The sequence below is a fragment of the Streptomyces sp. 135 genome (assembly GCF_020026305.1).
Classification (GTDB): Bacteria; Actinomycetota; Actinomycetes; order Streptomycetales; family Streptomycetaceae; genus Streptomyces.
Genome location: NZ_CP075691.1, coordinates 6,423,420 through 6,449,322, shown reverse-complemented (window position 1 = coordinate 6,449,322; position 25,903 = coordinate 6,423,420). Strand labels below are relative to the sequence as shown.

Sequence of the window (25,903 nt, the reverse complement as noted above, 5' to 3'; positions counted from 1 at the left end):
GTCCATCCCCGCCCCACCCCTTCGCCTGCCCAGCGCCTGCGCTTCGCAGCTTCCTACTCCGTCTTTCATGTGTAAGCGGAGACTGACAGGTGAAGGAACGAGCCGTCAACCGTCGCATCCGTCGGATTGACAGCGGAACCCGCCATACGTAAGCCTTGACTGACAGGTATCGGGACCAGCACGAAGGCGGACCATGGACAGCGAGGAGCTCCTGGCTTTTCTCGCGGCGGTCGGCCACGCGCAGCGCATCCGGATCATCAGCGAGCTCGCGTCCGGCCAGCTGTACGTCAGCGAACTGGCCCGGCGGCTCGGGGTGTCCCGCCCCCTGCTCTACATGCACCTCGAACGCATGGAGAAGGCCGGCCTCGTCGTCGGCCGCCTGGAGCTCTCCGACGACGGCAAGGCGCTCAAGTACTTCGAACTGGCGCCGTTCGACGTGCGGTTGAACGTGGATACGATCGTCGCGGCCGTCCGGCAGGGCCGGACGGGCGACGACGGACAGCACTCAGACAAGGGGACGTCCTAGTGGACGACGTGATCATTCCGGTCGCATTTTTCCTGATACTCGCGGGCGCGGTCGTCGCCGTCGCCTACTTCCAGTCGCAGCGCAACCGCGAGCGCGACCGGCAGTACGCGCAGGCCATGCAGGAGTACCGCGAGGCCGTCGAACGCGCCAGGTCGGAGCAGGAGGCGACCCGCCTCCAGCTGGTGGAGCTCGGTCACCGGCTGCAGAACGTCGAGGGCCTGCTGCGCAGCGTCGACTGAGCCCGCGGATCCGTCCGCCCGGCAGGTGCGCGGGGGTGCCCGGGGGTGCCCTGCGCGGACCGCGCGTGTGTAGCTTGGGCTCCGGTCTGAGACGCTTTTACCGTTCAGCCTGAGCACAGAGTATTGACACAGCCGGAAGGACGGTCGTGCACATCGTCATCATGGGCTGCGGGAGAGTCGGTTCCGCTCTCGCGCAGACCCTGGAACAACAGGGGCACACGGTCGCCGTGGTCGACCAGGACCCCACGGCCTTCCGCCGCCTGGGCTCCGGGTTCGGCGGCCGCCGCGTCACCGGCGTCGGCTTCGACCAGGACACCCTGCGCGAGGCCGGCATCGAGGAGGCGGGCGCCTTCGCCGCCGTCAGCAGCGGCGACAACTCGAACATCATCGCCGCCCGCGTCGCCCGCGAGATGTTCGGCATCGAGAACGTCGCGGCCCGCATCTACGACCCCCGCCGCGCCGAGGTCTACCAGCGCCTCGGCATCCCCACGGTCGCCACCGTCCGCTGGACCGCCGACCAGATGTTGCGCCGCCTGCTCCCCTCGGGGGCGGAACCGCTGTGGCGCGACCCCACCGGCGGCGTGCAGCTCGCCGAGGTGCACGCGTCCGAGGCCTGGATCGGGCACAAGATCAGCCGGCTCCAGGAGGAGACCGGCGTACGCGTCGCCTTCCTCACCCGGCTGGGTGAGGCGGTCCTGCCGACCTCGCAGACGGTCCTCCAGGAGGGCGACCTGGTGCATGTGATGATGCGCACCGATCAGGTCGACAAGGTCGAAGCCGCGTTCGCCGAAGGCCCCGAGGAGGGCGGTCACTGATGAGGGTCGCCATTGCCGGAGCCGGTGCGGTGGGTCGCTCCATCGCCGGTGAGCTCCTGGAGAACGGCCACGAGGTCCTTCTCGTCGACAAGGCGCCGACGGCCATCTCCGTCGAGCGCGTCCCGCAGGCCGAGTGGCTGCTCGCCGACGCCTGCGAGATCACCTCCCTCGACGAGGCGGCGCTCCAGCGCTGCAACGTCGTGATCGCCGCGACCGGCGACGACAAGGTCAACCTCGTCGTGTCCCTGCTCGCCAAGACGGAGTACGGCGTCCCGCGCGTCGTCGCCCGCGTGAACAACCCCAAGAACGAGTGGCTCTTCAACGAGTCCTGGGGCGTCGACGTCGCGGTCTCCACGCCGCGCCTGATGTCCGCCCTCGTCGAGGAGGCGGTGAGCGTCGGCGACCTCGTGCGGCTGCTGCGCTTCAGCCACGGCGACGCGAACCTCGTCGAGCTGACGCTGCCGCCCGAGTCGGCCCTCGCGGGCACGCGGGTCGGTGACGTGCAGTGGCCCGAGGACACCTCGCTGGTGACGATCATCCGCGGCACGCGCGTCCTCGCGCCGACCCCGGACGACTCGCTGGAGGCCGGTGACGAGCTCCTCTTCGTGGCCGCGCAGGCGCGCGAGGAGCAGCTGGAGGATCTGCTCTCGGTGCGCCGGGAGGACGCGGTGGGCTAGCAGTCGGCGGTACGCGGATGGGGGCGCCCAGTAGTTACTGGGCGCCCCCATCCGCGTACCGCCGACTGCTAGGGGGCGCTGCGCTCCGCCTCCGCCGCCTCCGCCTTCTCGGCCTTCTCCGCCTCTTCCATCTCGGCGAAGACGTCGATCGGCGGCGGGGCCTTCGCCAGGAAGACCCAGGTGAGGTAGACGGCGAGCAGGAACGGCGGGATCTTCAGGGCGACCAGGACCCAGCCGAACTGCGTGGTGTCCGCCCACCAGTACAGCGGGAAGAGGATCGCGCACTTGGCGAGCAGGATCAGGCCCCAGGCCCAGCTGGCCTTCGCGTACGCCTTCTTGCGGCCCGGGTTGCGGGTGCGCCAGGAGAGGTTCTCCTTGAAGACCGGGCCGAGGATGAGGCCGATCAGGGGAACGCCCGCGAGGGTCGTGATGATGTAGGCCAGGGCGAGGCCGAGGGTGTAGAGCATGCCCGGCAGGTAGAAGTCCTTGGCGTTGCCGGTCATCATCGCGAAGACCACGCCGAAGGCGACTCCGAAGACGCCGCTGAAGGCGTGCTTGACGGTGTCCTTCATGACCAGGCGGACCACCACGAGCACCAGGGAGACCGCGAGGGCCGCGATGGCCGACATGTGCAGGTCCTTGTTGACCGTGAAGATGGTCACGAAGAGCAGGCCGGGGACGACCGTCTCCACCATGCCCCGCACGCCGCCGAAGGCCTCGAAGAGGGCTGCTTCGGTCACGGCCCTGGAATCGGACGCGGTCTGCTGGTCCTGATCCGCGTTCCCCTGGTGCGTCGGCTTGTCGAGGGACGTCACCGGCTACTCCCGTCCGAGCGGTCTGAGTTCGTATTTGGGGTTGAAGAGCACCCGGCGGCCGCGGCTCATCGAGATCCGGCCCGATGCGATCAGCTTGCGCCCCGGCTCTATCCCGACGATGGAGCGCCTGCCGAGCCACACCACGTCCAGCGCCGCGGAGCCGTCGAACAGCTCGGCCTCCAGCGCGGGGACCCCGGCGCGTGGTCGCAGGGTGACCGTGCGCAAGGTACCAGTAACGGTGACTATCTGGCGGTCTTGGCAGTCTCCGATGCGGACGCAGCCCGCGGTCTCGGAGTCCTCGCGCAGCTCCTCCGACTCCAGATCCTCCTGCGAGGAGGACAGCCGGTCGAGCATGCGCCGGAAACGGCCTGCCGGCTTTTCGGAACCAGGAACAGCACTCATACAAGAAGCCTACCGGGGGGTGCCGACACCGGGGAAAGGGGTGCGCTCATCTGTGCTTATGCCCGCTCACGGCGGATTCGACGCGTGCGGTCGGACGGCGGAGTTCACCGCTCGAAGCGGTAGCCCATCCCCGGCTCGGTGATGAAGTGCCGCGGATGTGCCGGGTCGGCCTCCAGCTTGCGGCGCAGCTGCGCCATGTAGACGCGCAGGTAGTTGGTCTCCGTGCCGTAGGAGGGGCCCCACACCTCCTGGAGCAGCTGCTTCTGGCTGACCAGGCGGCCGGTGTTGCGCACCAGGACCTCCAGGAGATGCCATTCGGTCGGCGTCAGGCGTACGTCGCGGCCGGCGCGGTTGACCTTCTTGGCGGCCAGGTCGACGGTGAAGTCCTCGGTGTCGACCATGATGTCGTCCTCGCCCGCGCCGGTGGGCTCGGCCCGGCGGACGGCCGCGCGCAGCCGGGCCAGGAGCTCGTCCATGCCGAAGGGCTTGGTCACGTAGTCGTCGGCGCCCGCGTCGAGGGCCTCGACCTTCTCGTCGGAGCTGTGCCGGGCGGACAGCACGAGGATCGGGACGCGCGTCCAGCCGCGCAGGCCCCGGATGACCTCCACGCCGTCCATGTCGGGCAGCCCGAGGTCGAGCACGATCACGTCGGGGTGGCGGGCGGCGGCCAGTTGCAGCGCCGTGGCGCCGTCGGATGCCGCGTCCACCTCGTACTTGCGCGCCTTCAGGTTGATCACGAGGGCGCGTACGATCTGCGGCTCGTCGTCGACCACGAGCACCCGGGTCATGCCGGCCTGCCTTTCTGGGTTCTGGTTCGGGGTCACTGGGTGACCTGGGCGGGGAGGTCGGGCAGCTCGGGGCGGTCCGGTGGCCGCCCCGCCACCGCCCGCAGGGTGAGGACCATGGTCAGGCCACCTCCGGGCGTGTCCTCGGCGGTGAGGGTGCCGCCCATGGCCTCGACGAAGCCGCGGGCGACGGCGAGGCCGAGGCCCACGCCCGCGCCGCGCGGAGCGTCACCGTAGCGCTGGAAGGGCGCGAAGATGCGGTCCTTGGCGGTGTCGGGGACGCCGGGCCCGCGGTCCACGACGCGCAGCTCGACGCGCTCGCCCAGCGCGCTGGCGGAGACCTTGACGGGCTCGCCCTCGGGGGCGTACTTGACGGCGTTCTCGACGATGTTCGCGACCGCCCGCTCCAGCAGGCCCTTGTCGACGGCGACCATCGGCAGCGTCTCGGGGATGTCCAGCTCCGCGCTGCCGTCGGGGACGCCGCCGAGGGCCATGGGGACGACTTCGTCGAGGTCGATCTCGCGGATCAGCGGGGTGACGGTGCCGGTCTGGAGCCGTGACATGTCGAGGAGGTTGCCCACGAGGTGTTCGAGGCGGTCGGCGCCGTCCTCGATGCCCGCGAGGAGCTCGGCCTCGTCCTCCTCGGACCACTCGACGTCGTCGGACCGCAGCGAGGACACGGCCGCCTTGATGCCCGCCAGCGGCGTACGCAGGTCATGGCTGACGGCGGCGAGCAGCGCGGTGCGGATGCGGTTGCCCTCGGCGAGGGTGCGGGCCTGGTCGGCCTCGGACTTCAGGCGCTGGCGGTCCAGGACGACGGCGGCCTGCGCGGCGAACGCGGCGAGGACCCGGCGGTCGGCGGCGGGCAGGACGCGGCCGGACAGGGCGAGCGCCATGTGGTCGCCGACCGGCATGTCGACGTCGGCGTCCTCGGGGCGGCCCGGCGCGCGGCCGTCGCCGACGCTGCCCGCGCAGGTCCAGGGCTCGGTGTCGCCCGCCCGCTCCAGGAGCGCGACGGACTCCATGGCGAAGGTCTCCCTGACCCGCTCCAGGAGGGCGTCCAGGCTGGTCTCGCCGCGCAGGACGCTGCCCGCGAGGAAGGAGAGTATCTCCGACTCGGCGCGCAGCCTGGCGGCCTGGTGGGTGCGCCGCGCGGCGAGGTCCACCACCGAGGCCACGGAGACGGCGACGCCCACGAAGACGGCGATCGCGACGATGTTCTTGTTGTTGGAGACCGTCCACAGGTGCAGCGGCGGCGTGAAGTAGTAGTTGAGGAGCAGCGAGCCGACGGCCGCCGACGCGAGGGCAGGCAGGAGACCGCCGAGGAGCGCGGCGGCGACCGTCAGCGTCAGGAAGAGCAGCATGTCGTTGGCGAGGCCGAGGTCGGCGTCGACGTGGGTGAGCAACAGCGTCAGGAGCGCGGGTCCCGCGACGCCGACCAGCCAGCCCCAGATGATCCGGGAGCGGCCGAGGCGGGCGCCGCGGGCGACGGGCAGGCCGCGCCCCTTGGCGACCTCGCCGTGGGTGACGATGTGCACGTCCAGGTCGGGCCCGGAGTCGCGGGCGACGGTCGCGCCGACGCCGGGCCCGAAGACGTACTGCCAGGTCTTGCGGCGCGAGGAGCCGAGGACGATCTGGGTGGCGTTGACGCCCCGGGCGAAGTCGAGCAGCGCGGCCGGTATGTCGTCGCCTATGACGTGGTGGAAGGTGCCGCCGAGGTCTTCGACCAGGGTGCGCTGGACGGCCAGCTCCTTGGGGGACGCGGCGGTCAGGCCGTCGCTGCGGGCTATGTAGACGGCGAGGATCTCGCTGCCGGAGCCCTTGGCGGCCATCCGGGAGGCGCGTCTGATGAGCGTACGGCCCTCGGGTCCGCCGGTCAGGCCGACCACGATGCGTTCGCGGGCCTGCCAGGTGGAGCGGATGTTGTGCTCGCCCCGGTACTGCTGGAGGTACTCGTCGACGCGGTCGGCGACCCACAGGAGGGCCAGTTCGCGCAGGGCGGTGAGGTTGCCGGGGCGGAAGTAGTTGGAGAGGGAGGCGTCGATGCGGTCGGGCTTGTAGATGTTGCCGTGGGCCATGCGGCGGCGCAGCGCCTGGGGCGACATGTCGACCAGTTCGATCTGGTCGGCGCGGCGCACCACCTCGTCCGGGACCGTCTCGCGCTGGCGTACGCCGGTGATGGACTCGACGACGTCGCCGAGGGACTCCAGGTGCTGGATGTTCACCGTGGAGACGACGTCGATGCCCGCCGCGAGGAGCTCCTCGACGTCCTGCCAGCGCTTGGCGTTGCGGGAGCCGGGGATGTTGGTGTGGGCGAGTTCGTCGACGAGGGCGACGGCGGGGGCGCGCTCCAGGACGGCGTCGACGTCCATCTCGGTGAAGGCGGTGCCGCGGTACTCCAGGTCCTTGCGGGGCACCTGTTCGAGGCCGTGCAGCATCACCTCGGTGCGCGGTCTGTCGTGGTGCTCCACGAAGCCGACCACGCAGTCCGTGCCGCGCTCGACGCGCCGGTGCGCCTCGGAGAGCATCGCGTACGTCTTGCCGACGCCCGGTGCCGCGCCCAGGTAGATCCGAAGCTTGCCGCGTGCCATGGCCTCATTGTCTTCCTCGAACAACTGTGTACGCAGCGTCTACCTGCGTACGCACGTCCGACCTTACGGCCAGCAAATCCGGCATTACGGGCGAGGGGGTGCGGGGAGGCCGTCCTTGACACAACCCTGATACGCCTGTGGACACCATCCTGATGCGTCCGTGGAGGGGTCAGGGTTCGACGATCTCCCCGTCGCGCAGTTCGAGGACCCGGTCGGCGAGGTCGAGCAGCGCCGTGTCGTGCGTGGCGACCAGCGCGGTGACGCGCTCGCTGCGGACGACCGCGCGCAGCAGCTCCATCACGGCGAGCCCGGTCTCCGCGTCGAGCTGCCCGGTGGGTTCGTCGGCGATCAGCAGGGAGGGCTTGTTCGCCAGGGCGCGGGCGATGGCCACGCGCTGCTGCTGTCCTCCGGAGAGCTCGCCCGGCCGCTGGTTCGCGTGGTCCGCGAGGCCGACGAGGGCGAGCAGCAGCGCGACCCGTTCCTCCCGTGCGCGTGGGTCGGTCTTCTTCAGCCGCAGGGGGACGCCGACGTTCTCGGCTGCGGTGAGGATGGGGATGAGTCCGAAGGACTGGAAGACGAAGCCGAGGCGGTCGCGGCGCAGCTCGAGCAGGCCGCTCTCGCCGAGGCCCGCGCGGTCCAGGCCGTCGACGGTGATCTTGCCGCTGTCCGGGACGTCGAGTCCGCCGACGAGGTTCAGCAGGGTCGTCTTGCCGGAGCCTGAGCGTCCCTTCAGGGCGACGAGTTCGCCGCGCGGGACGGTGAAGGAGACGCCGCGCAGGGCGCGCACGGCGGCGGCTCCGGTGCCGTACGTGCGGTGGAGGTCTTCGACGACGACCATGGCTTCCGGCGCGCTCACCCGCCACCGCCCTCCGCCCCCGCCCCGTCCGGCCACACGCCCACATGACCCGGCTCGGCCGTCAGCCGCACCCGCCCCCGCAGCCCGTACCGCTCCACGTACTCCCCCGGCAGCTGCAACCGCCCCGCCCGGTCCAGAACCGTGAACTCCTCGCCCGCGCCGCCCCGTTCGCGGAGCGTCTCCGTAGACGTACGGCCGTCACGGATGCGTACCGTGCGGCGGACCTGTTCGGAGACGAGCGGGTCGTGGGTGACGACCAGGATGGTCGCGCCCAGCTCCTCGTTGGCGCGGCGCAGAGCCGCGAAGACGTCCTCCCCGGTGGCCGTGTCCAGCTCTCCGGTGGGCTCGTCGGCCAGCAGTACGCGCGGGGAGTTGGCGGTGGCGACCGCGACGGCGACGCGCTGCTGTTCACCGCCGGAGAGTTCGGCGGGCCGCCGGTCGCGGCAGTGCGCGACGCCGAGCACGCCGAGCAGGTCGACGGCCTTCTCCCGGCGGGAACGGCGCGGCACGCGCGCGTACTTCATCGGCAGGGACACGTTCTCCCGTGCGGTCAGGTACGGCAGCAGATTGCGGCCGGTCTGCTGCCAGACGAAGCCGACGGTGTGCCTGCGGTAGTCCAGCCGCTCGCGTCGCCCCATGGCGAGCAGATCGTGGCCCGCGACCCTCGCGCGGCCCGCGGTGGGCAGGTCGAGCCCCGACAGGATCGACAGGAGCGTGGACTTGCCCGACCCGGAGGCGCCGACCAGGGCCACGCACTCGCCCTCGGCCACCACCAGGTCGAGGCCCTGGAGCGCCTGCACCTCGACGTCCTCGGTGCGGTAGACACGCACGAGGTTGTCGCAGACGACGAGACCCTCGTCGCCCGCGGACGGAGGCGCGGCGCGGGCCCGCGCCTCCAGAGCGGACAGTTCGGGCACGGCTCCCCGGCGGGACGCCTCAGTCATCGGTTCTCCCCAGTCGCAGGACGGCGCCGAGCCCCCGGCGCCGCCCGAGCCAGGTCTCCACGGCCACCGCCACGGCGACCAGGACGCAGAGCCCCGCCGCCAGAGCCACGGTGAACAGCGCGTCGACGTGCCGGTCGGGCGCGGTGGGCCCGCCGGTGAACTCCCGCAGGTCGAGGGCGGGCCCGAGCAGCGCAGGCAGCGCGAGGCCGAGGGCGATGCCGCCCGCCAGGGCCGCGAGCATCATGGGCAGCAGTTGCAGCAGCTGGAGCGCGGACGTGGCGCGGCCGCCGAGGCCGAGGGTGCGCAGGTAGGCGACGGTGCGCCCGCGCGCGGGAGCGGACAGCAGCAGTTCGAGGACGAGGGCGAGCAGCGCGAGGAGCACGGCGAGTGCGGTGCAGGCGGTGTGCGCGGTGTCCACGGCGGCGATGAGCCCGTCGTCGTCGGCCTCGGCCTGTTCCTCGGTACGGATGCGGAGTTCGCCGGTGGCGGTTCCCGGGGCCGCGCGCGGCACGAGGGAACGCAGCGCCCCGGCGTCCAGGCGCTCGCCGTACAGCAGGAGCGCGGACTCCTCGAACTCCGAGGCGGCGAAGGACCCGAGGTCCCCGTTGTCGGTGAGCAGCAGGTGTTGCCGTGCCTCGGTGGCTCCGCGTACGGGCCCGAGCGCCGGGTCGCGTTCCACCCCTTCGGGCAGCGGCCCGGCGATCCGCAGCCGCACCTCCTTGCCGTGCCGCGTGAAGGTGAGCAGGTCTCCCACGCGGCCTTCGGAGGCGAGCACCCTGATCTCCCGGCCCCTTCCGCCGCCGGTCAGCCCGGCGTCGCGCAGTGCCCGCGCGGCGGCCGAACTCCCCGCCGCCTCCCGCAGCTCGACCGCGTCCACCCCGATCAGGCTGGAGATCCCGTACCTGCCCCCGTCCGTACCGCTGACGGGATCGACCCGCAGCTGCCGCACCGCCACCGTTTCCCGCACGCCACGCGCGCGTGCCAGCCGCGCGGCCATGTCGGGGTCGCGCCCCGCCCCCAGGAAGGAGGCGTCGGCGCCCACCTGCCAGGCCGCAGCCGACCGCCGCCCCTCGGCCAGCGTCCCGGAGACGAGGCCTCCGAAGACGGCTCCGGCGAGCGTCACCACGAGGACGAGCAGCGCGAGCCCGCGCGCGGGGGCCTCTTTCGCGGCACGGGACAGCGCGACGAGCCCCACGACGCCGCGTCCCCGGCCCGACCACCGCGCCGCCAGCCGCACCGGCCAGGGGTAGCACCGCACCAGCACGGCGACCGCGGCGAGCCCGAGCAGCACGGGAACCGCGGCGAGCAGCGGATCGGGCCCCAAGGCCCCCGCGACCCCCTCGACCCCCGGAATCCCATCACCCCCCGCAGCCCCATCGGCCCCATCCGCCCCGGACATTCCCACAGCTCCCCCAGCCCCCGCAGCTCCGTCGATGCCACGCGCCCGCAGCGCGAACACGTCTCCCGCGGCCAGCAGCAGCACGACCGCCTCGGCGACCAGCCGCCGCCCGGCCCGCCCCGGTGTCCGCTCGCGCAGCACCACCCGGTCCCGCACCGCGTCCCACGTGAGGAGGGGGAGCAGCAACCAGCAGAGCACCGCGACCACCAGACCCCTGCCGTACGCGGGTGAAGTCCCCGGCACCGCCCCGGCGACCGCGCAGCCGGTGCCGAACCCGAGTGCCGCGGCAGGCGCGTTCCACGCGGCGCGCGCGAGGGCGAGCCGGGGCCGAGGCGCCCCGCGCCCGCAGCAGCCGGTCCGCGGGCAGGCGGCGGCGCACCACCAACAGCGACGTCACGACGACGGCGGCAAGGCCGACCCCTAGCAGCGAGGCCGACGCGAACGAGATCACGACCGTGGCCTGGCGCCACCGCCGCAGGAACTCCTCGAAGACATCGGGCAGTTCGGTGGCGGTCTCCAGCTCGGTCGCGGGGTGGACGCCGATCACGCACGACTTCCCGCCGTACCCCCCGAACCGGCAGGTGGACTCGCGCGCGGAGAGCGGATGGCGGCCATGGGCCGGCGCTCTCGCTCTTCGCGCGCCGCGCCGCGGCCCGGAAGATCCCGGTGACGCGCCCCACGGCGTGGACGTTCTCCAGGGCCCCCGCACTCAGCGGCACCCGCTGCCCGACCCGGAGCCTGAGCGCGTCCCGTGTCCGCGTGGACACGGCGAGCTCGATGGCCTCGCCCCGCGCGCGGGGCGCCCGCCCGGCCACGTACGCCTCCTGTCCCGGGGCGTCGGAGGCGTACACGAGGGACAGCGCGGCCCCCGCGCCTCGCACCGTGGGCAGCTGGACCCGGGTCGAGTCGTGCACGAGCGCCCCCCGCAACGACCGGGGCGTGGAATTCTCGATGGCCTGCGCGTACCCGTCGAGATCGGCGCCGAGATCGCTCTCCGCGCCGATCCGCGCCTCCTCCGGGTCGAACCGCGCGCTGTGGACGACTCCGGGCGCGAGCCGCTGCGCCTGCTCAAGACGGGAGCCCAGGGCCTGCCCGGCCAGCTGTTCGAGCACTCCGGGCCCACCGGCGGCGACCGCGACCAGCACGCAGACCAGGGCGCTCAGCAGCAGGGCGAGCCCTCCCCGCCACCACTCGCGCAGCACGGACCTCCCGCGCCCCGCGACACCACCCACGCCTCCGCTCGGCCCCCTCACTCCCTCACCCCCTCACCCTTCCTCCCCCACCCGAAGCACCCGCGTCAGATCCACCCGCCCGAGGACCCGCGCGGCCACCGTCACCACCGCACAGATCACCGCCGCGGTCACCCCGGCCGTCACCCCCACGCGCACCCACGGCACCTGGGTGACCAGCGAGGGAAAGACCGGATCCCCCTCGGCGTCGACGGTCACCACGGGCATGATCACCGACGCCAGGGCCGCCCCGAGCCCCGTGCCGAGCACCGCCGCCACCCCGGCCAGCGCCAGTTGCTCCGTCCACAGGTACGCCGCCACCTGCCCCCGCCGCACGCCGAGCGCCCGCAGCAGCGCGAACTCCCGCTCCCTGGACCGCGCCGAGACCACCGTGTGCAGCGCGAAGGCGATGACGGCGAAGGCGGGCGCCAGCACCAGGCACAGCGTCAGCGCGCCCCGCGCGCCCCGCCGCAGGGGATCGGCCGCCAACTCCGCGCGGGCACAGGGCACGTCGACGGCCTTCCCCAGCCGAGGATCGGCGCGCACTGCGGCCATGGCCGCACCCGTGTCGGCGCCGCGCACCCCCACCCACCACGCCTCCTCCGCCTCGGGAAGCGCCCCGCTCAGGGCCCACTGGGCGGCCATGGCACGGGAGTCGGCGAGCAGTCGCGGCCGGTCGCGCGGCACTCCGGGCACCGCCGCGAGCCGCCCGACGATCCTGACCCGCGCGCTCCCGCCCGCGCTCCGCCGGACCGTCACGGTGTCCCCGACCCTGATCGCCCCCGAGTCGAGCAGCGCGTCACCGGCGAGCGCCGGCGCGGCCGGCCGCCCCTTGGCCCGGTCCGTGCCGAGCCGCACGCTCCACGCGGGGTACTTCAGCCGTACGTCGGGCCCGCGCAGCACCGCGTCGACGAGTGTGCCGGGACCGGGGGTGTCCTGGCAGAGCACGGGCCCCGGCGCCTCGCCCGAAGCTCCCCGCTCCCGCCGCACACCCGGGCAGTAAGCCGCGTGCCGGTCCGGCGCGTCGGCCCGCAGGTCGTGCCAGCGCGCCGCCCGCGCGAGCCCCGGCACGCGGTCGACGGTCAGCCGGTAGGTCCGCCGCACCCGTTCGCCGACCATGCTCAGGTCGATCTGGAGGATGCGTACGCCCCCACCGCGCACGCCCACTTTCAGCGGCACGGACCGGGCCCGCCCCTCCTCGACCACCACCGAACTCGACCGGCCGAGGCCGTCCCCGTCCTCGAAGTGGACGGTGAGCCGTACGGGTACGACGTCACCGCCGCCACTGGCCGCCATCCGCACCCGCAGCGGCAGTTCCCGCAAGGACCCTTCGCCTCGGACCGGTAACCCGTGCTCCGGTATCCCTCTGCCGAGCGGCGCCACCAGATCGCGTACGGGCGCGTCCGCGAGATCGCCCCGCAGTGCAGGCACCGGCCCCCGCGCCGTGTTCACGGTGGTGACGGCCACCGCGTCCTGCCCGACGTACCCCTCCGAGGTGATCACGGGCGTGACGGCCGCCGCGCCCGGCAGTGCCTCGTACGCACCGCGCCGCTCCTCGGGCGCCACGCCCTCGCCCGGCTCGACGCGCAGGTCCGCGCCGACCTGGAACGCTGCCTGGTCACGGTCGCCGCGGTCGAGGATCGCCAGCGCCGTACTGCTGAGCGCGGCGACCGCGAGGGCGAGTGTCACCACCAGGGCGGGCCCGGCGTGGCGTGCCGCGCGCCGCCCGATCTGCCAGCCGCCGAGCGGCAGGACGAGCCCGCGGGCGCGCCGCGCGAGGGGGTCGACGACGCGGGCGAGCAGCGGCAGGAACCGCAGGACGAGCAGCGCGGCCGCCCCGGTCATCGCGACCGGTGCGAGCACCAGGACCGGATCGAGGCCGTCGGCGCCGGTCACCGGCGAGCGGTACTGCCGCAGCTGGAGCCAGCCGAGGACGGCGACCGCCGCGAGCGCCACGTCCGCCCCGAGCCGCTGGGCCCCGGCGAACCGCGCCACCCGCAGCCGGAGCCGGGTCACCGCCCGCCGGTCCGCACGACCCGGGCCGTCGGCAGCAACAGCGCGGCGCCGTGTGCGGCGACGGCGGCCAGGGCCGCCGCCCATCCGAGGCCGGTGGCCGCCGGCCCGGCACCTCGCCCTCGACGAGCCCGGCCTCGGCGAGCCCGCGCAGCAGCGGTCCGGCGAGGAAGGGCGCGGCCACCCGGCGGGCACGGCCACGCAGGCCCACTGCCCGGCCGTCGACAGGACGAGCCGCCGGGTGCCCGCCCGCGGGCGGCGAGCAGGGCCAGCTCCGGGCGCCGGTGTTCGGCGAGCTGCCGCGCGGTGAGCACGAGGGCGGTCGCGGCGAGCGTGGCCAGGAGCGTCGCGGGGACGTAGAGCCCGGCGCGGGCCACGGCGATCGGCGCGGTGAGCCGGTCGAGCGCCCGGCGCAGCCCGGCCGACACGATGATGTCGTCCCCGGGCGGCCCGCCGCCGCCCCGCAGCACGGACAGCGAGGCGTCGCTGCCCGCGAACCGCTTGGCGCGGTCCTGAAGCGCCCCGATGTCCCCGAGCCGCAGCCCGCCCGCTTCGGGCACCCCGAGCCACAGCGCCGCCGCGTCCCCGGCGAGTCCCCGGCTGCCCGCGAACGCCTCGCGCGCGGCGACCGCGACCGAGTCCGGCGTCCCGAACGTACTGCTCAGCGAGGCCCACACGGCCGGTGAGCGGTCCCCGGCGGCGTACAGTCCGACCACCTTCGTCCGCACGAGCCGTTCGTCCGCGCCCCGTACCGTGACGTCGTCCCCGGGCCGCACGGCGAGTTCCGCGGCGGCGGCCTCGGTCAGCGCGACCTCGACGGGCCCGGCGCGGGGCGCGGCCAGCGCCCGGCCCGCAGTGCGGCGTGCCGCTCCGCGCCCTCCACGGCGACCACGGTGAGGGTGGCGTCCTGGCGCGGACGGCCCGCGGCCTCGGTGACGGCGAGTTCGTCGCCCCGGGCCGCGGGCGCCCGCAGCGCCGACCAGGTGTGGTGGGGTACGTCACGGTAGGCGCGGCCGAGGGCGGCGCGGACGTCCTGGTCCAACCGCCGTGCGCCGTCCGCCCGATGGGGACCCGCGACCTCGACGACGGCCTCCCGGTCCGCGGCGAGCCGTCGCTGCACCCCGCCCTCCACGGCCTTCTCACAGAGCGCCGCGAGGGCGGCGAGGACGGTGGCCGCGAGCAGCACGGCGAGCCCGGCGGCCCCCAGGACCAACCCGTGATGCCGACTCCCCCGCACCGCGGCGGGCACCCGCCGTCCACTCACCGCACCGGTCTCCCCCCGAGTGACCGGCACAGTATGGGCGTACGCGAATGTGGCCCGCAATGGTCCGGACGAACCGGAACCACCGCGGGCCACAAGGCAGTTGAGATACCGTCAGGCGAGCACCGTCAGACGGGCACCTCAGACGATGGAAGGGCTACGGCGTCGCGCTCGGGGGGGTCAGCGGACCTCGGTGATCTCGGGGCCGCGCTGGAGCTGCCCCATGCCGCCCGAGAAGCGCGAGCCTTCCTGCTGCTCCTGCTGGACGCTGCCCTCGGCGACCATCTGCGCGTCGTCCGGCAGCTTCAGGACGATCGGGTCGCGCGGGGCCATCGGGCCCTCGCCGCGGACGACGACGGTGTCCCGGAAGATCTGCTCCAGGAGGCCGGCGGCCTGCGGCTGCACCGCGCCCTGCCCGGAGATCACACCGCGCAGGAACCAGCGCGGCCCGTCGACGCCGATGAAGCGCACGACCTGCACCCCACCGGTGCCGTCCGGCAGCTGTACCGGGACCTGCGCGCGCAGCTCCCAGCCGAGGGGGCCCTCGACCTCGTCGATGACACCGCCCTGCTGGGTGATTCCGGTGGCGATCTCCTCGCGGACCTCGCCCCAGATGCCCTCCTTCTTGGGGGCGGCGAAGCCCTGCAGCTGGATGGCGCTGTCCTGGAGCACGACGGTGGCCGCGACGATCGCGTCGCCCGCGACCTCCACCCGCAGCTCCATGCCCTCGACCCCCGGCACGAAGAGCCCGCCGAGGTCCACGCGGCCCTCGCCGGGCTCACGGACCTCTGAGATGTCCCAGGGACCGTCGGGACGGGGCTCCGGCTCGAGCCTCACGCGCGAGCGCGCGACGTCGGCGGAGCCGGCGGACTCAGCGCCGTTCACGCCGTCGACGACCTGCTCGTCCGCGCCTGCCGCGTCCTCGGCGGCACTGTCCTTCTTGCGACGTCCGAACACGTCACTGTCCTTCCCGGTCGGATACGACCGATGCGTATCGATTCCCACCCGTTTGTTCGCCCTGGCTCACGCCCGAGCCGACGCCCACGGCGGCATGGCCGCCGGTGGACCCGAAGCCCCCCTCGGCCCGTGCCGATACGGGAAGCTCCGCCACCTCCTGGAAGCGCACCTTCTCGACCCGCTGGACGACCAGTTGGGCAATCCGGTCGAAGCGCTCGAACCGCACGGACTCGCGCGGATCGAGATTCACGACGATCACCTTGATCTCTCCACGGTACCCGGCATCCACCGTCCCCGGGGCATTCACCAGAGCGACACCGCAGCGGGCGGCGAGCCCGGAACGGGGGTGCACGAAGGCCGCGTACCCCTCAGGGAGCGCGATGGACACCCCGGTGGGCAGTACGGTCCGCTCGCCCGGCGCGAGTTCGCCGGCCTCCGTCGTACGCAGGTCGCAGCCCGCGTCACCGGGCTGCGCGTACTCCGGCAGCGGCACCTCGGGGTCGACGCGCCTGATCAGCACGTTCAGCTCGCCGGAAGGGGTACGGGACATCACGGGTTCACCTCGAAAGCGCGGGCACGCCGGATCTGGTCCGGGTCGTTCATGGCGGCCCGGATCTCCTCCGGGCGGCCGTTGTCGATGAAGTGGTCGACCTTCACCTCGATGAAGAGGGCGTCGGCGCGGACCGCGACGGGCCCGTCGGGACCGCCGATCCGGCCGGTGGCCCTGGAGTAGATCTTCCGACCGGCGACGGCGGTGACCTCGGCCTCCAGGAACAGCACGGTGCCCAGCGGCACGGGCCGTGCGAAGTCGGTCTCCAGGCGGCCGGTCACGGCGATCACCCGCAGCAGCCAGTTCAGCGAGCCCAGCGTCTCGTCGAGGGCGGTGGCGAGGACACCGCCGTGGGCGAGGCCCGGGGCGCCCTGGTGCGCCTCGCGCACGGTGAACTCGGCAGTGACGGTCACACCCTCGCCGGCGCGGGCCGCGAGGTGCAGCCCGTGCGCCTGGCCCTCGCCGCACCCGAAGCAGTGTTCGTAATGGGCACCGATCAGCTCGCCGGGGGCGGGCGCGTCGGGGTGGCGGACGGGCGCTATGGCGTCGGCCGGGGGCGTCAGAGCTGCAGATGTACCACTCACAGGCGCAGACCTTACCTCCGCGTCAGCGCTCACAGCCCACCGTGCCAAGCTTGGTTCCATGCAGCCTTACGAAGAACGCCTGACCGCACCCCGTTCGTGGTGGTTCGCCTCGGTCCTGGTGGGTGTGGCGATGGCCCTGATCATGCTGCCGTTCGGCACGCTGCCGCTCCTCGGCGGCCTGGTCGGCGGCACGGCGGTGGCGGCGGTCGTCACCAGTGCGTACGGCTCGGTGCGGATCCGCGTGGTGGCCGGCTCGCTGGTCGCCGGCGACGCGAGGATCCCGGTGTCCGCCCTGGGTGAGGCGGAGGTCCTGACGGGCGAGGAGACCCGCGCCTGGCGCTCCTACAAGGCCGACCCGCGCGCCTTCATGCTGCTGCGCGCCTACATCCCCACGGCCCTGCGCGTGACCATCACGGACCCGGCGGACCCGACGCCGTACGCCTACCTCTCGACGAGGCACCCGCAGGCCTTGGCGGAAGCCCTGGAATCGGTGCGCCAGAGCGCCCCTTAAGCAGGCGCCCCGTAATCACTCGGCGACTCCAGAGGCGGCAGCTCCGGCAACGCGTCCCACGGAACCTGCCGCTTCCGCAGATCATCGCGGATCTTCTCGGCCAGCTTCTTCGTGTCGCGGCGGTTCATCACCGCCCCGACCGCGGCGCCCACCATGAAGGGCATGAGGTTCGGAAGATTGCGGACCATCCGCTTCATGATCTGCTGCCGCAGCTCCCTCTTCACCTGGCCGCCCAGCGCGGCATTGAGCGTCGAGGGCTTCCCCATGTCGACGCCGCGCTCCTGCGTCCATGAGGTCAGGTACGCCGTGCTGCGCTGCTTGAGGTTGCCTTCGGGACGCTGTCCGTAGACCTCGTGCAGTTCGGCGATCAGCTTCAGTTCTATGGCCGCGACACCGGTGATCTCGGCCGCGAGCTCGGCGGGCATCGCCGGTGGTACGGGCATCGCCGCCGCGGCGCCCACACCCGCGCCCACCGTGGACGAGGCGTTGGCGGCGCCGGCGACGAGCTTGTCCGCGAGCTGCTCGGGGCCGAGGCCCGGGAACTGCTTGCGGAGGGTCGCCAGATCGCGGACCGGGATCCGCGGGGCGTTCTCGATGAGCCGGTCGGCGAGGTAGCCGATGCCGGCCTTGGCGCTGCGCCCGCCCTTGCGCACACCTTCCTTCACTCCGTCCGCGACAGCGGCGACGCGGCTCCGGGGCCCGGTTGTCCGAGTGGTCCCTGAGGCCTTGTCGGCCGCCGTCCCGTCCGGCGCCACCTCGACGGCGTTCGCCGGTTCGAGCGAGGCTGCTCCGTTGCTGGAAGAGCCCCGCTCGTCGTCACGTACGCCGTCGCCCGAAGCGGCGGCTTGGTCCGCTCCGCGCTTGCGGAAGCGGCGCTTCCTGGACGGGGTCGAGCCAGTCATGGCCGACCCCGCCTCAGTCGCAGTCGCGGCAGATCGGCTGGCCGTTCTTCTCCTTGGCCAGCTGGCTGCGGTGGTGCACCAGGAAGCAGCTCATGCAGGTGAACTCGTCCTGCTGCTTCGGGAGCACCCGGACGGCGAGCTCCTCGTTGGACAGGTCCGCGCCGGGCAGTTCGAGGCCCTCGGCGGCCTCGAACTCGTCGACGTCGACAGTCGAAGTCGACTTGTCGTTCCTCCGGGCCTTCAGTTCCTCGATGCTGTCCTCGTTGAGGTCGTCATCGGTCTTGCGTGGGGTGTCGTAGTCCGTTGCCATGTCGCTCTCCCCCTCTGGGTGTCTGCGGTGTCTCCAGCGCACGTAACGCGTGAGAGGCCGGACTTGTGCCCGACCCGAGGCGGAGATTTTGCCTCACATCAAGGTCTGTTACTCAATCGACACCCAACCGCACCCCTGATGAGGTGGTCGGCTTGGATGGCGATCGGGACCGTACACGGTCCGAATGTCGCACTCACGGGCGCCACCCCGTGTACTTCCCGTGATCAAGACCCCCGAAAACCCGGATTTTCCAGGCTTTCCGACGACTTTCACGATCACGGAGAGTAGATGGCGAGAAAATCGCCATTGTGATCGATCGCACACGGTTCTCCGGAGATCGAGTCCCGAAAATTCCGCGCAAAGCGAACACACCATCGTGTTCGCGGCAGCATGTCAGATGGGAAGCGTGACTCGCATCACGAGCCCACCCCCCTCGCGCGGCTCCGCGATGATACGGCCCCCGTGGGCCCTGGCCACCGACCGGGCGATCGACAGGCCGAGCCCGACGCCCTTGTCGCTGCCCGTCCGCTCGGTCCGCAGCCTGCGGAACGGCTCGAAGAGGTTGTCGATCTCGTATGCGGGCACCACGGGGCCCGTGTTCGACACCACCAGGACCGCCTGGCCGTGCTGCGCCTCCGTGGTGACCTCGACCCACCCCTCGTCCGGCACGTTGTACCTGACGGCGTTCTGGACGAGGTTCAGGGCGATCCGCTCCAGGAGTACGCCGTTGCCCTGCACGACGGCCGGGCCGCGCTCCCCGCGGATCTCCACGCCCTTCGCCTCGGCCTCGCCTCGCACCTGGTCGACGGCGCGGTCGGCGACCTCGGCCAGGTCGACGGGCTTGCGCTCGACGATCTGGTTGTCGCTGCGGGCGAGCAGCAGCAGGCCCTCCACGAGTTGCTCGCTGCGTTCGTTGGTGGCCAGGAGCGTCTTGCCGAGCTGGTGGAGCTCGGGGGGCGCCCCGGGGTCCGAGAGGTGCACTTCCAGGAGCGTGCGGTTGATCGCCAGCGGCGTGCGCAGCTCGTGCGAGGCGTTGCCGACGAACCGCTGCTGGGCGGTGAAGGCCCGCTCCAGGCGGTCGAGCATCTCGTCGAAGGTGTCGGAGAGCTCCTTCAGCTCGTCGTCCGGGCCGTCGAGCTCGATGCGCCGGGTCAGGTCCGTGCCGGCCACCCTGCGGGCGGTACGGGTGATGCGGCCCAGCGGCGAGAGCACGCGGCCCGCCATCGCGTACCCGAAGGCGAAGGCGATCACGGCGAGGCCGAGGAGGGCCAGAAGTGAACGGCTGAGGAGGTTGTCCAGGGCGTTCTGGCGCATCGTGTTGACGCACTCGTTCAGCGCGGCGTTGAGCTGTGCCTCCGTGGGGCCCTCGGGGAGCAGCCGGAAGTTGGCGCAGCTGTCACTGCTCACCGAGGACTTGCCCGTGACCCTGAACGGCAGGTCACTGCCCACGTTCAACGCCTGCGCGGCGAGCAGGTAGATGATCGACAGCAGCAGGATGCCCGCGATCAGGAACATGCCGCCGTAGAGCAGTGTGAGGCGTATGCGGATGGTGGGACGCAGCCAGGGGAAGGGCGCTTCGACCTTCCTCGGGTCCCATGTCGGCTTCGGAGGCGCCGCCGGTGGCGCGGGTGTCGCGGCCACCGGGGGTCAGATCCGGTAACCGGAGCCCGGGACCGTCACGATGACGGCGGGCTCACCGAGCTTGCGGCGCAGGGTCATGACGGTGACCCGGACCACGTTCGTGAACGGGTCGGTGTTCTCGTCCCAGGCCTTCTCCAGGAGCTGCTCCGCGGAGACGACCGCGCCCTCGCTGCGCAGCAGCACTTCGAGGACGGCGAACTCCTTGGGGGCCAGCTGGATCTCCTTGCCGTCGCGGAAGACCTCGCGACGGTTGGGGTCGAGCTTGATCCCGGCCCGCTCCAGGACGGGCGGCAGCGGCACGCTGGTGCGCCGCCCGAGGGCACGCACGCGTGCCGTGAGCTCGCTGAACGCGAAGGGCTTGGGGAGGTAGTCGTCGGCGCCGATCTCCAGTCCCTCGACGCGGTCGCTGACATCGCCCGACGCGGTGAGCATCAGGACGCGGGTCGGCATGCCGAGCTCGACGATCTTGCGGCAGACGTCGTCGCCGTGCACGAGCGGGAGGTCCCGGTCGAGCACCACCACGTCGTAGTCGTTGACGCCGATGCGCTCCAGGGCGGCCGCCCCGTCGTACACGACGTCGACGGCCATGGCCTCCCGGCGCAGTCCGGTGGCCACCGCATCGGCGAGCAGCTGCTCGTCCTCGACGACGAGTACGCGCACGTCGCTGTCCTTCCTCTGTGCCCCTGCGGGCAGGTTTGTCTTGGGGTAGGGCTCCATCCTGCCCCTTTCGGCCATAAACCGGCTGTAAGGCGGTCTGGGGACCGGGGAATGCGGGATTTTCTCGGCCCGTTGAGGTTTCTACGGAAGGGAGCGGGGGGAGGACGGCCTTACACCCGCGATCACGCTTTGTATGTGGCATGCCACGAACCGCTTTCTCCAGGAGCGGTTCGAGACGTGATCGCCCCTTCTTGAGGGCACACCCCCGTGCCATCGACCCACGACCCAGCCGAGGGGGCGCAACCATGGACGCATTCACCGCAGGTCTCCTGCAGCGCATAAAGGCCACGGAGTCCGACCTCACGATGGCCCGTGAGACGGGAGACGACTTCCTTGCCGAGGTCGAGCAGGCGGAGCTGGAAGACCTCCACCGCCTGGCCGCCGAGCACGGCGTCGAGGTAGGCGCTCTGCACGTCTGAGCACGTACGCGTCTGAGCATGTACGCGTCTGAGCATGTACGCGTCTGAGCACATACGCACGAAGGGCCCCGGCATCCTTGGACGAGGTGCCGGGGCCTTCGCGTGCGCGCCCGCGTCAGTCGTGCCAGGCCCCGAGGTCCTCCAGGAGGTCCTGGAGGGGCTCGAAGAGGCCGGGTGCGGCAGCGATGGCCAGCTCGCCCGACAGGGCCTCTCCGGGGCGGCCACCGGTCAGGGCGCCCGCTTCCCGCGCGACGAGGTCGCCCGCCGCGAAGTCCCAGGGGTTGAGCCCTCGCTCGTAGTACGCGTCCAGCCTGCCCAGCGCGACGTCGCACAGGTCGATCGCCGCCGAGCCGCCGCGGCGGATGTCGCGCACCTTCGGGACGAGGTGCCGGGCGACCTCGGCCTGCCGGGCACGGCGCTCGGTGAGATAGCCGAAGCCGGTGCCGACCAGGGCCTGACCGAACGGCGGCGCGGGGCGCACGCGCGCGGGGCGGTCGCCGACGAAGGCGCCCTCGCCGAGGACCGCGCGGTACGTCTCGCCGCGGACCGGGGCGTGGACGACCCCGACGAGGGTCTCGCCGTCCTTGCGGGCGGCGATGGACACGCACCAGTCCGGGCGGCCGTACAGGTAGTTGACGGTGCCATCGATCGGGTCGACGACCCACTGCACGCCGCTGCTGCCCTCCAGGCTCGCGCCCTCCTCGCCGAGCACGCCGTCGTCCGGCCTGCGCTCGGCGAGGAAGTCGGTGATGAGCTTCTCCGAGGCGATGTCCATCTCGGTGACGACGTCCACGGCGCTGGACTTGGTGGCCGCCACGCCCAGGTCATCGGGGCGGCCGTCGCGCAGGAAGACACCGGCGCGGTGCGCGGCCTCCAGGGCGACGTCGAGCAGCTCGGCCTTGAGCGCCTTCAGCGGGTCCGTCATGGTGCTCGCTCCAGCTCGGGGGGTCTCGGGGGTCACGCGTACGGGCTGTCGGCGCCGGCGGCCGCGGGCTTCGGGGCGCGGGCCGGGCAGCAGCCCACCGGGCACAGGTCGTGGCTCGCGCCCAGCGTCCCGAGGGCGCAGGGGGTGACGGGCGTGCCGCTCTCCTTGGCCGCGCGCTCCAGGACCAGGTCCCTGATCGCCGCGGCGAACCGCGGGTCGGCGCCGACCGTCGCCGAGCGGCGGACCGGCAGGCCCAGCTCGGCGGCCTTGGCCTCGGCCTCGGTGTCGAGGTCGTACAGGACCTCCATGTGGTCCGAGACGAAGCCGATGGGGACCATGACCACCGCGGGGGCGCCGGCGCCGTGCCGCTCCTCCAGGTGGTCGCAGATGTCCGGCTCCAGCCACGGGATGTGCGGCGCGCCGCTGCGCGACTGGTAGACGAGCTGCCAGGGGTGCTCGACGCCGGTCTCCTCGCGCACCGCGTCGGCGATGAGGCGGGCGACGTCCAGGTGCTCCTTGACGTAGGCACCGCCGTCGCCGTGGTCCTCGGTCGGGCCCGATGTGTCGGCCGCGGCGTTCGGGATGGAGTGCGTCGTGAAGGCGAGGTGCGCGCCGTCCCGTACGTCCTCGGGCAGTTCGGAGAGGGACTTCAGGACGCCGTCGATCATGGGGCGCACGAAGCCGGGGTGGTTGAAGTAGTGCCGGAGCTTGTCGATCCGCGGCAGCTCCAGGCCCTCGGCCTCCAGGGCGGCGAGGGAGTCGGCGAGGTTCTCGCGGTACTGGCGGCAGCCCGAGTACGAGGCGTACGCACTGGTGGCCAGGACCAGGATGCGGCGGTGGCCGTCGGTGACCATCTCGCGCAGGGTGTCGGTGAGGTACGGCGCCCAGTTGCGATTGCCCCAGTAGACCGGCAGGTCCAGGCCGTGCTCCGCGAAGTCCTTGCGCAGGGCGTCGAGGAGGGCGCGGTTCTGGTCGTTGATCGGGCTGACCCCGCCGAACAGGAAGTAGTGCTGCCCCACCTCCTTGAGCCGCTCCTTGGGGATGCCGCGCCCGCGCGTCACGTTCTCCAGGAACGGGACCACGTCGTCGGGGCCCTCGGGGCCGCCGAACGAGAGCAGCAGCAGGGCGTCGTAGGGAGTGGGATCGAGCGCATCGGACATGCAACCGATCCTGCCACCCGCCACTGACAGCCGGAAAATCACGGTGCGTCCGCCCCGCCGGGGCCGTAAGCTGTATCAGCCACCTTTACGCCTTACCGGGGTCGCTTCTCACAGGCGGCCCCGGCGCTTTCGCGGAGTCCACGTGCCCAGCTCCTACCGAGCCCTCTTCGCCGCCCCCGGCACCAAGGCGTTCTCCACGGCCGGGTTCCTCGGCCGTATGCCGCTTTCGATGATGGGCATCGGCATCGTGACGATGGTGTCCCAGCTGACCGGGCGGTACGGCCTCGCCGGCGCGCTCTCGGCGACGGTGGCGCTGTCCGCCGCCGCGATCGGGCCGCAGATCTCCCGCCTGGTGGACCGGCACGGCCAGCGCCGGGTGCTCAGGCCTGCCACGCTGGTCTCCCTGGCCGCGGTCGCAGGGCTGCTGCTGTGCGCGAAGTTCGAGACGCCGGACTGGACGCTGTTCCTCTTCGCCGCCCTGGTCGGCTGTGTGCCGAGCGTGGGCTCGATGATCCGGGCCCGCTGGGCCGTCCTGTACCGCGGCACCCCGCAGCTGCACACCGCGTACTCCTTCGAGTCCGTGGTGGACGAGGTCTGCTTCATCTTCGGGCCGATCATCTCGATCGGGCTCTCCACGGTGTGGTTCCCCGAGGCCGGGCCGCTGCTCGCGGGGGGCTTCCTCGCCGTCGGTGTCTTCTGGCTGACGGCCCAGCGGGCCACCGAGCCGGTGCCCCACCCGCGCGAGCACCACACCAGGGGCTCGGCATTGCGTTCAGGCGGCCTCCAGGTGCTCGTCGCCACGTTCGTCGCGACCGGCGCGATCTTCGGGTCGATCGACGTGGTCACCGTGGCGTACGCGGAGGACCAGGGCCACAAGTCCGCGGCGAGCCTGGTGCTCGCGGTCTACGCGCTCGGCTCCTGCCTCGCCGGAGCGGTCTTCGGGCTGCTGCACTTCAAGGGGGCACCGGCCCGCAGGTGGCTGCTGGGCGTCTGCGCGATGGCCGTGAGTATGATCCCGCTTCAACTGGTCGGGAACCTGCTGTTTCTGGCCGTGGCGCTGTTCGTCGCGGGCCTTTCCATCGCACCCACAATGATCACGACGATGGCCCTCGTCGAGGAGCACGTACCACGCGCGAAGCTGACCGAGGGCATGACCTGGGTGAGCACCGGACTCGCGGTCGGCGTCGCGCTCGGCTCCTCCGCGGCCGGCTGGGTGATCGACGCCGCGGGATCGGAGGCCGGGTACACGGTCCCGGGGATCTCCGGGGCCGCCGCGGTCGTCGTCGGGCTCCTGGGCTATCGCCGGCTGAAGAGGCCGGTTCCGCGACGGGGAGGGACCGATGAGCACGGGAACGGGCACGGCCAGCGGGAAGAGCACAGCGGCGTGGCGTAACTGGGCGGGCAACGTCACCGCGCGGCCCGCCAGGGAGACCACCCCCGCCTCGGTGGACGAGCTGTCCGAGGCCCTGCGCCGCGCCAAGGCCGACGGCCTGCGGGCGAAGCCCGTCGGCACGGGTCACTCCTTCACGGCGGCGGCCGCGACCGACGGCCTCCTCATACGGCCCGATCTCCTCACCGGCATCCGCGCGATCGACCGGACGGCGGGCACGGTCACCGTGGAGGCCGGCACCCCGCTGAAGCGCCTGAACACGGCGCTCGCCCGCGAGGGCCTGTCGCTCACGAACATGGGCGACATCATGGAGCAGACGGTCTCCGGAGCCGTCAGCACCGGCACGCACGGCACGGGCCGCGACTCGGCCTCGATCGCCGCCCAGATCACGGGCCTTGAGCTGGTCACCGCCGACGGCACGATCCTGACCTGCTCCGCCGAGGAGAACCCCGACGTCTTCGCCGCCGCCCGCGTGGGGCTCGGGGCGCTCGGCGTGATCACCGCCATCACCTTCGCCGTGGAACCGGTCTTCTTCCTGACCGCCCGTGAGGAGCCGATGACGTTCGACCGGGTCACGAGCGACTTCGAGGCGCTCTTCACCGAGAACGAGCACTTCGAGTTCTACTGGTTCCCGCACACCGGCAACTGCAACACCAAGCGCAACAACCGCAGCCCGGGTCCCGTGGCCCCGCCCAGCAGGATCAGCGCCTTCGTAGAGGACGAGTTGCTCTCCAACGGCCTCTTCCAGGCGGTCAACTCCCTCGGCCGGGCCTTCCCCGTGACCATCCCCGGCATCGCCAAGATCTCCAGCAAGGCGCTGTCCGCCCGCACGTACACGGACATCCCTTACAAGGTCTTCACCAGCCCGCGCCGGGTGCGCTTCATGGAGATGGAGTACGCCGTTCCGCGCGAGGCCCTCGTGGAGACCCTGCGTGAGCTGAAGGCCATGGTCGAGCGTTCGCGGCTGCGGATCAGCTTCCCCGTGGAGGTCCGCACGGCGCCGGCGGACGACATCGCGCTCTCCACGGCCTCGGGCCGGGAGAGCGCGTACATCGCCGTCCACATGTACAAGGGCACGCCGTACCAGGCGTACTTCGCGGCGGCGGAGCGGATCTTCACCGCGCACGAGGGGCGGCCGCACTGGGGCAAGCTGCACACGCGCGACGCGGAGTACTTCGCCGAGGCGTACCCCCGCTTCGATGAGTTCACCGCCGTGCGCGACCGCCTGGACCCGGACCGCATGTTCGCCAACGCCTACCTGCGGCGGGTCCTCGGCGACTGACCT

The 25,903-nt window shown here is 72.4% G+C and carries 27 protein-coding genes; 8 read left to right on the top strand and 19 right to left on the bottom strand.

Going from position 1 to position 25,903, the window contains the following annotated elements; all coding sequences use genetic code 11:
• The first annotated feature begins 193 nt into the window (after positions 1-193).
• From KKZ08_RS29065 to KKZ08_RS29050, 4 genes are all read left to right on the top strand, one after another.
• Complete coding sequence (locus tag KKZ08_RS29065; protein ID WP_223777238.1) at positions 194-526, top strand: winged helix-turn-helix domain-containing protein; 333 nt, start codon at positions 194-196, stop codon at positions 524-526.
• Positions 526-765: a hypothetical protein gene (locus tag KKZ08_RS29060; protein WP_223777237.1), complete on the top strand. Its 240-nt coding sequence runs from the start codon at positions 526-528 to the stop codon at positions 763-765. Before KKZ08_RS29065 ends, KKZ08_RS29060 begins: the two co-directional genes overlap by 1 nt.
• Positions 766-911: 146 nt before the next feature.
• Positions 912-1,580 (top strand): TrkA family potassium uptake protein, encoded by a 669-nt coding sequence (locus KKZ08_RS29055; protein WP_127910113.1) that lies wholly within the window; start codon positions 912-914, stop codon positions 1,578-1,580.
• Positions 1,580-2,257 (top strand): TrkA family potassium uptake protein, encoded by a 678-nt coding sequence (locus tag KKZ08_RS29050; RefSeq protein ID WP_223777236.1) that lies wholly within the window; start codon positions 1,580-1,582, stop codon positions 2,255-2,257. Before KKZ08_RS29055 ends, KKZ08_RS29050 begins: the two co-directional genes overlap by 1 nt.
• Before the next feature lie 68 nt (positions 2,258-2,325).
• Here KKZ08_RS29050 and KKZ08_RS29045 read toward each other — a convergent pair whose 3' ends face one another.
• The 13 genes from KKZ08_RS29045 to KKZ08_RS28985 form a co-directional block, all read right to left on the bottom strand.
• Complete coding sequence (locus KKZ08_RS29045) at positions 2,326-3,072, bottom strand: DUF3159 domain-containing protein (RefSeq protein WP_223777235.1); 747 nt, start codon at positions 3,070-3,072, stop codon at positions 2,326-2,328.
• A gap of 3 nt (positions 3,073-3,075) precedes the next feature.
• Positions 3,076-3,474 carry an OB-fold nucleic acid binding domain-containing protein gene (locus KKZ08_RS29040; protein ID WP_127910110.1) on the bottom strand — a complete coding sequence of 133 codons (399 nt, stop codon included), beginning with the start codon at positions 3,472-3,474 and terminating at the stop codon, positions 3,076-3,078.
• 104 nt (positions 3,475-3,578) lie between these two features.
• Positions 3,579-4,262 carry a response regulator gene (locus tag KKZ08_RS29035; protein WP_223777234.1) on the bottom strand — a complete coding sequence of 228 codons (684 nt, stop codon included), beginning with the start codon at positions 4,260-4,262 and terminating at the stop codon, positions 3,579-3,581.
• 32 nt (positions 4,263-4,294) lie between these two features.
• Positions 4,295-6,850 (bottom strand): sensor histidine kinase KdpD, encoded by a 2,556-nt coding sequence (locus KKZ08_RS29030; protein ID WP_223777233.1) that lies wholly within the window; start codon positions 6,848-6,850, stop codon positions 4,295-4,297.
• A gap of 169 nt (positions 6,851-7,019) precedes the next feature.
• Entirely contained in the window at positions 7,020-7,688 is a 669-nt protein-coding gene (locus KKZ08_RS29025) for an ABC transporter ATP-binding protein (protein ID WP_223779234.1), read from the bottom strand.
• Positions 7,689-7,702: 14 nt separating this feature from the next.
• Positions 7,703-8,650: an ABC transporter ATP-binding protein gene (locus KKZ08_RS29020; RefSeq protein ID WP_223777232.1), complete on the bottom strand. Its 948-nt coding sequence runs from the start codon at positions 8,648-8,650 to the stop codon at positions 7,703-7,705.
• A complete protein-coding gene (locus KKZ08_RS29015; RefSeq protein ID WP_223777231.1) occupies positions 8,643-10,292 on the bottom strand; it encodes a hypothetical protein in 1,650 nt (549 codons plus the stop codon). Before KKZ08_RS29015 ends, KKZ08_RS29020 begins: the two co-directional genes overlap by 8 nt.
• 1,022 nt (positions 10,293-11,314) lie before the next feature.
• A complete protein-coding gene (locus KKZ08_RS29010; RefSeq protein ID WP_223777230.1) occupies positions 11,315-13,294 on the bottom strand; it encodes an ABC transporter permease in 1,980 nt (659 codons plus the stop codon).
• Positions 13,291-14,067: a hypothetical protein gene (locus tag KKZ08_RS29005; RefSeq protein ID WP_223777229.1), complete on the bottom strand. Its 777-nt coding sequence runs from the start codon at positions 14,065-14,067 to the stop codon at positions 13,291-13,293. Before KKZ08_RS29005 ends, KKZ08_RS29010 begins: the two co-directional genes overlap by 4 nt.
• Before the next feature lie 26 nt (positions 14,068-14,093).
• Positions 14,094-14,555: a hypothetical protein gene (locus KKZ08_RS29000; RefSeq protein ID WP_223777228.1), complete on the bottom strand. Its 462-nt coding sequence runs from the start codon at positions 14,553-14,555 to the stop codon at positions 14,094-14,096.
• A gap of 177 nt (positions 14,556-14,732) precedes the next feature.
• A complete protein-coding gene (locus KKZ08_RS28995; protein WP_223777227.1) occupies positions 14,733-15,509 on the bottom strand; it encodes a DUF3710 domain-containing protein in 777 nt (258 codons plus the stop codon).
• A 1-nt stretch (position 15,510) separates the two neighbouring features.
• Positions 15,511-16,059, bottom strand: coding sequence for a dUTP diphosphatase (dut, locus tag KKZ08_RS28990; protein ID WP_223777226.1), 549 nt, complete (start codon positions 16,057-16,059; stop codon positions 15,511-15,513).
• Entirely contained in the window at positions 16,059-16,643 is a 585-nt protein-coding gene (locus KKZ08_RS28985; RefSeq protein WP_223777225.1) for a PaaI family thioesterase, read from the bottom strand. Before KKZ08_RS28985 ends, dut begins: the two co-directional genes overlap by 1 nt.
• Before the next feature lie 58 nt (positions 16,644-16,701).
• On the opposite strand from KKZ08_RS28985, the gene KKZ08_RS28980 reads away from it, so the two are divergent.
• The gene (locus KKZ08_RS28980) at positions 16,702-17,154 is read left to right on the top strand and encodes a DUF3093 domain-containing protein (RefSeq protein ID WP_223777224.1); all 453 of its coding nucleotides are present in this window, start codon (positions 16,702-16,704) and stop codon (positions 17,152-17,154) included.
• Here the strand turns inward: KKZ08_RS28980 and KKZ08_RS28975 are convergent.
• The 4 genes from KKZ08_RS28975 to KKZ08_RS28960 form a co-directional block, all read right to left on the bottom strand.
• Positions 17,151-18,056: a hypothetical protein gene (locus KKZ08_RS28975; RefSeq protein ID WP_223777223.1), complete on the bottom strand. Its 906-nt coding sequence runs from the start codon at positions 18,054-18,056 to the stop codon at positions 17,151-17,153. The two genes, KKZ08_RS28980 and KKZ08_RS28975, sit on opposite strands and share 4 nt — an antisense overlap.
• 13 nt (positions 18,057-18,069) lie before the next feature.
• Positions 18,070-18,366: a DUF4193 domain-containing protein gene (locus tag KKZ08_RS28970; protein WP_205035431.1), complete on the bottom strand. Its 297-nt coding sequence runs from the start codon at positions 18,364-18,366 to the stop codon at positions 18,070-18,072.
• A 393-nt stretch (positions 18,367-18,759) separates the two neighbouring features.
• On the bottom strand, positions 18,760-20,007 hold the full coding sequence (locus KKZ08_RS28965; RefSeq protein WP_223777222.1) for a HAMP domain-containing sensor histidine kinase: 1,248 nt from the start codon (positions 20,005-20,007) through the stop codon (positions 18,760-18,762).
• 6 nt (positions 20,008-20,013) lie between these two features.
• Positions 20,014-20,667, bottom strand: coding sequence for a response regulator transcription factor (locus tag KKZ08_RS28960; protein ID WP_055544891.1), 654 nt, complete (start codon positions 20,665-20,667; stop codon positions 20,014-20,016).
• Positions 20,668-20,969: 302 nt separating this feature from the next.
• Here KKZ08_RS28960 and KKZ08_RS28955 point away from each other — a divergent pair, with 302 nt between their 5' ends.
• Complete coding sequence (locus KKZ08_RS28955; protein WP_167515896.1) at positions 20,970-21,143, top strand: hypothetical protein; 174 nt, start codon at positions 20,970-20,972, stop codon at positions 21,141-21,143.
• Positions 21,144-21,258: 115 nt separating this feature from the next.
• Here KKZ08_RS28955 and KKZ08_RS28950 read toward each other — a convergent pair whose 3' ends face one another.
• On the bottom strand, positions 21,259-22,068 hold the full coding sequence (locus tag KKZ08_RS28950; protein WP_223777221.1) for an inositol monophosphatase family protein: 810 nt from the start codon (positions 22,066-22,068) through the stop codon (positions 21,259-21,261).
• 32 nt (positions 22,069-22,100) lie between these two features.
• Entirely contained in the window at positions 22,101-23,228 is a 1,128-nt protein-coding gene (locus tag KKZ08_RS28945; RefSeq protein ID WP_223777220.1) for a ferrochelatase, read from the bottom strand.
• Positions 23,229-23,370: 142 nt separating this feature from the next.
• Between KKZ08_RS28945 and KKZ08_RS28940 the strand changes: the two genes are divergently transcribed.
• Positions 23,371-24,621: an MFS transporter gene (locus tag KKZ08_RS28940; RefSeq protein ID WP_223777219.1), complete on the top strand. Its 1,251-nt coding sequence runs from the start codon at positions 23,371-23,373 to the stop codon at positions 24,619-24,621.
• Positions 24,569-25,900 (top strand): D-arabinono-1,4-lactone oxidase, encoded by a 1,332-nt coding sequence (locus tag KKZ08_RS28935; RefSeq protein ID WP_223777218.1) that lies wholly within the window; start codon positions 24,569-24,571, stop codon positions 25,898-25,900. The genes KKZ08_RS28940 and KKZ08_RS28935 overlap by 53 nt, the downstream gene beginning before the upstream one ends.
• The last annotated feature ends 3 nt before the right edge of the window (positions 25,901-25,903 follow it).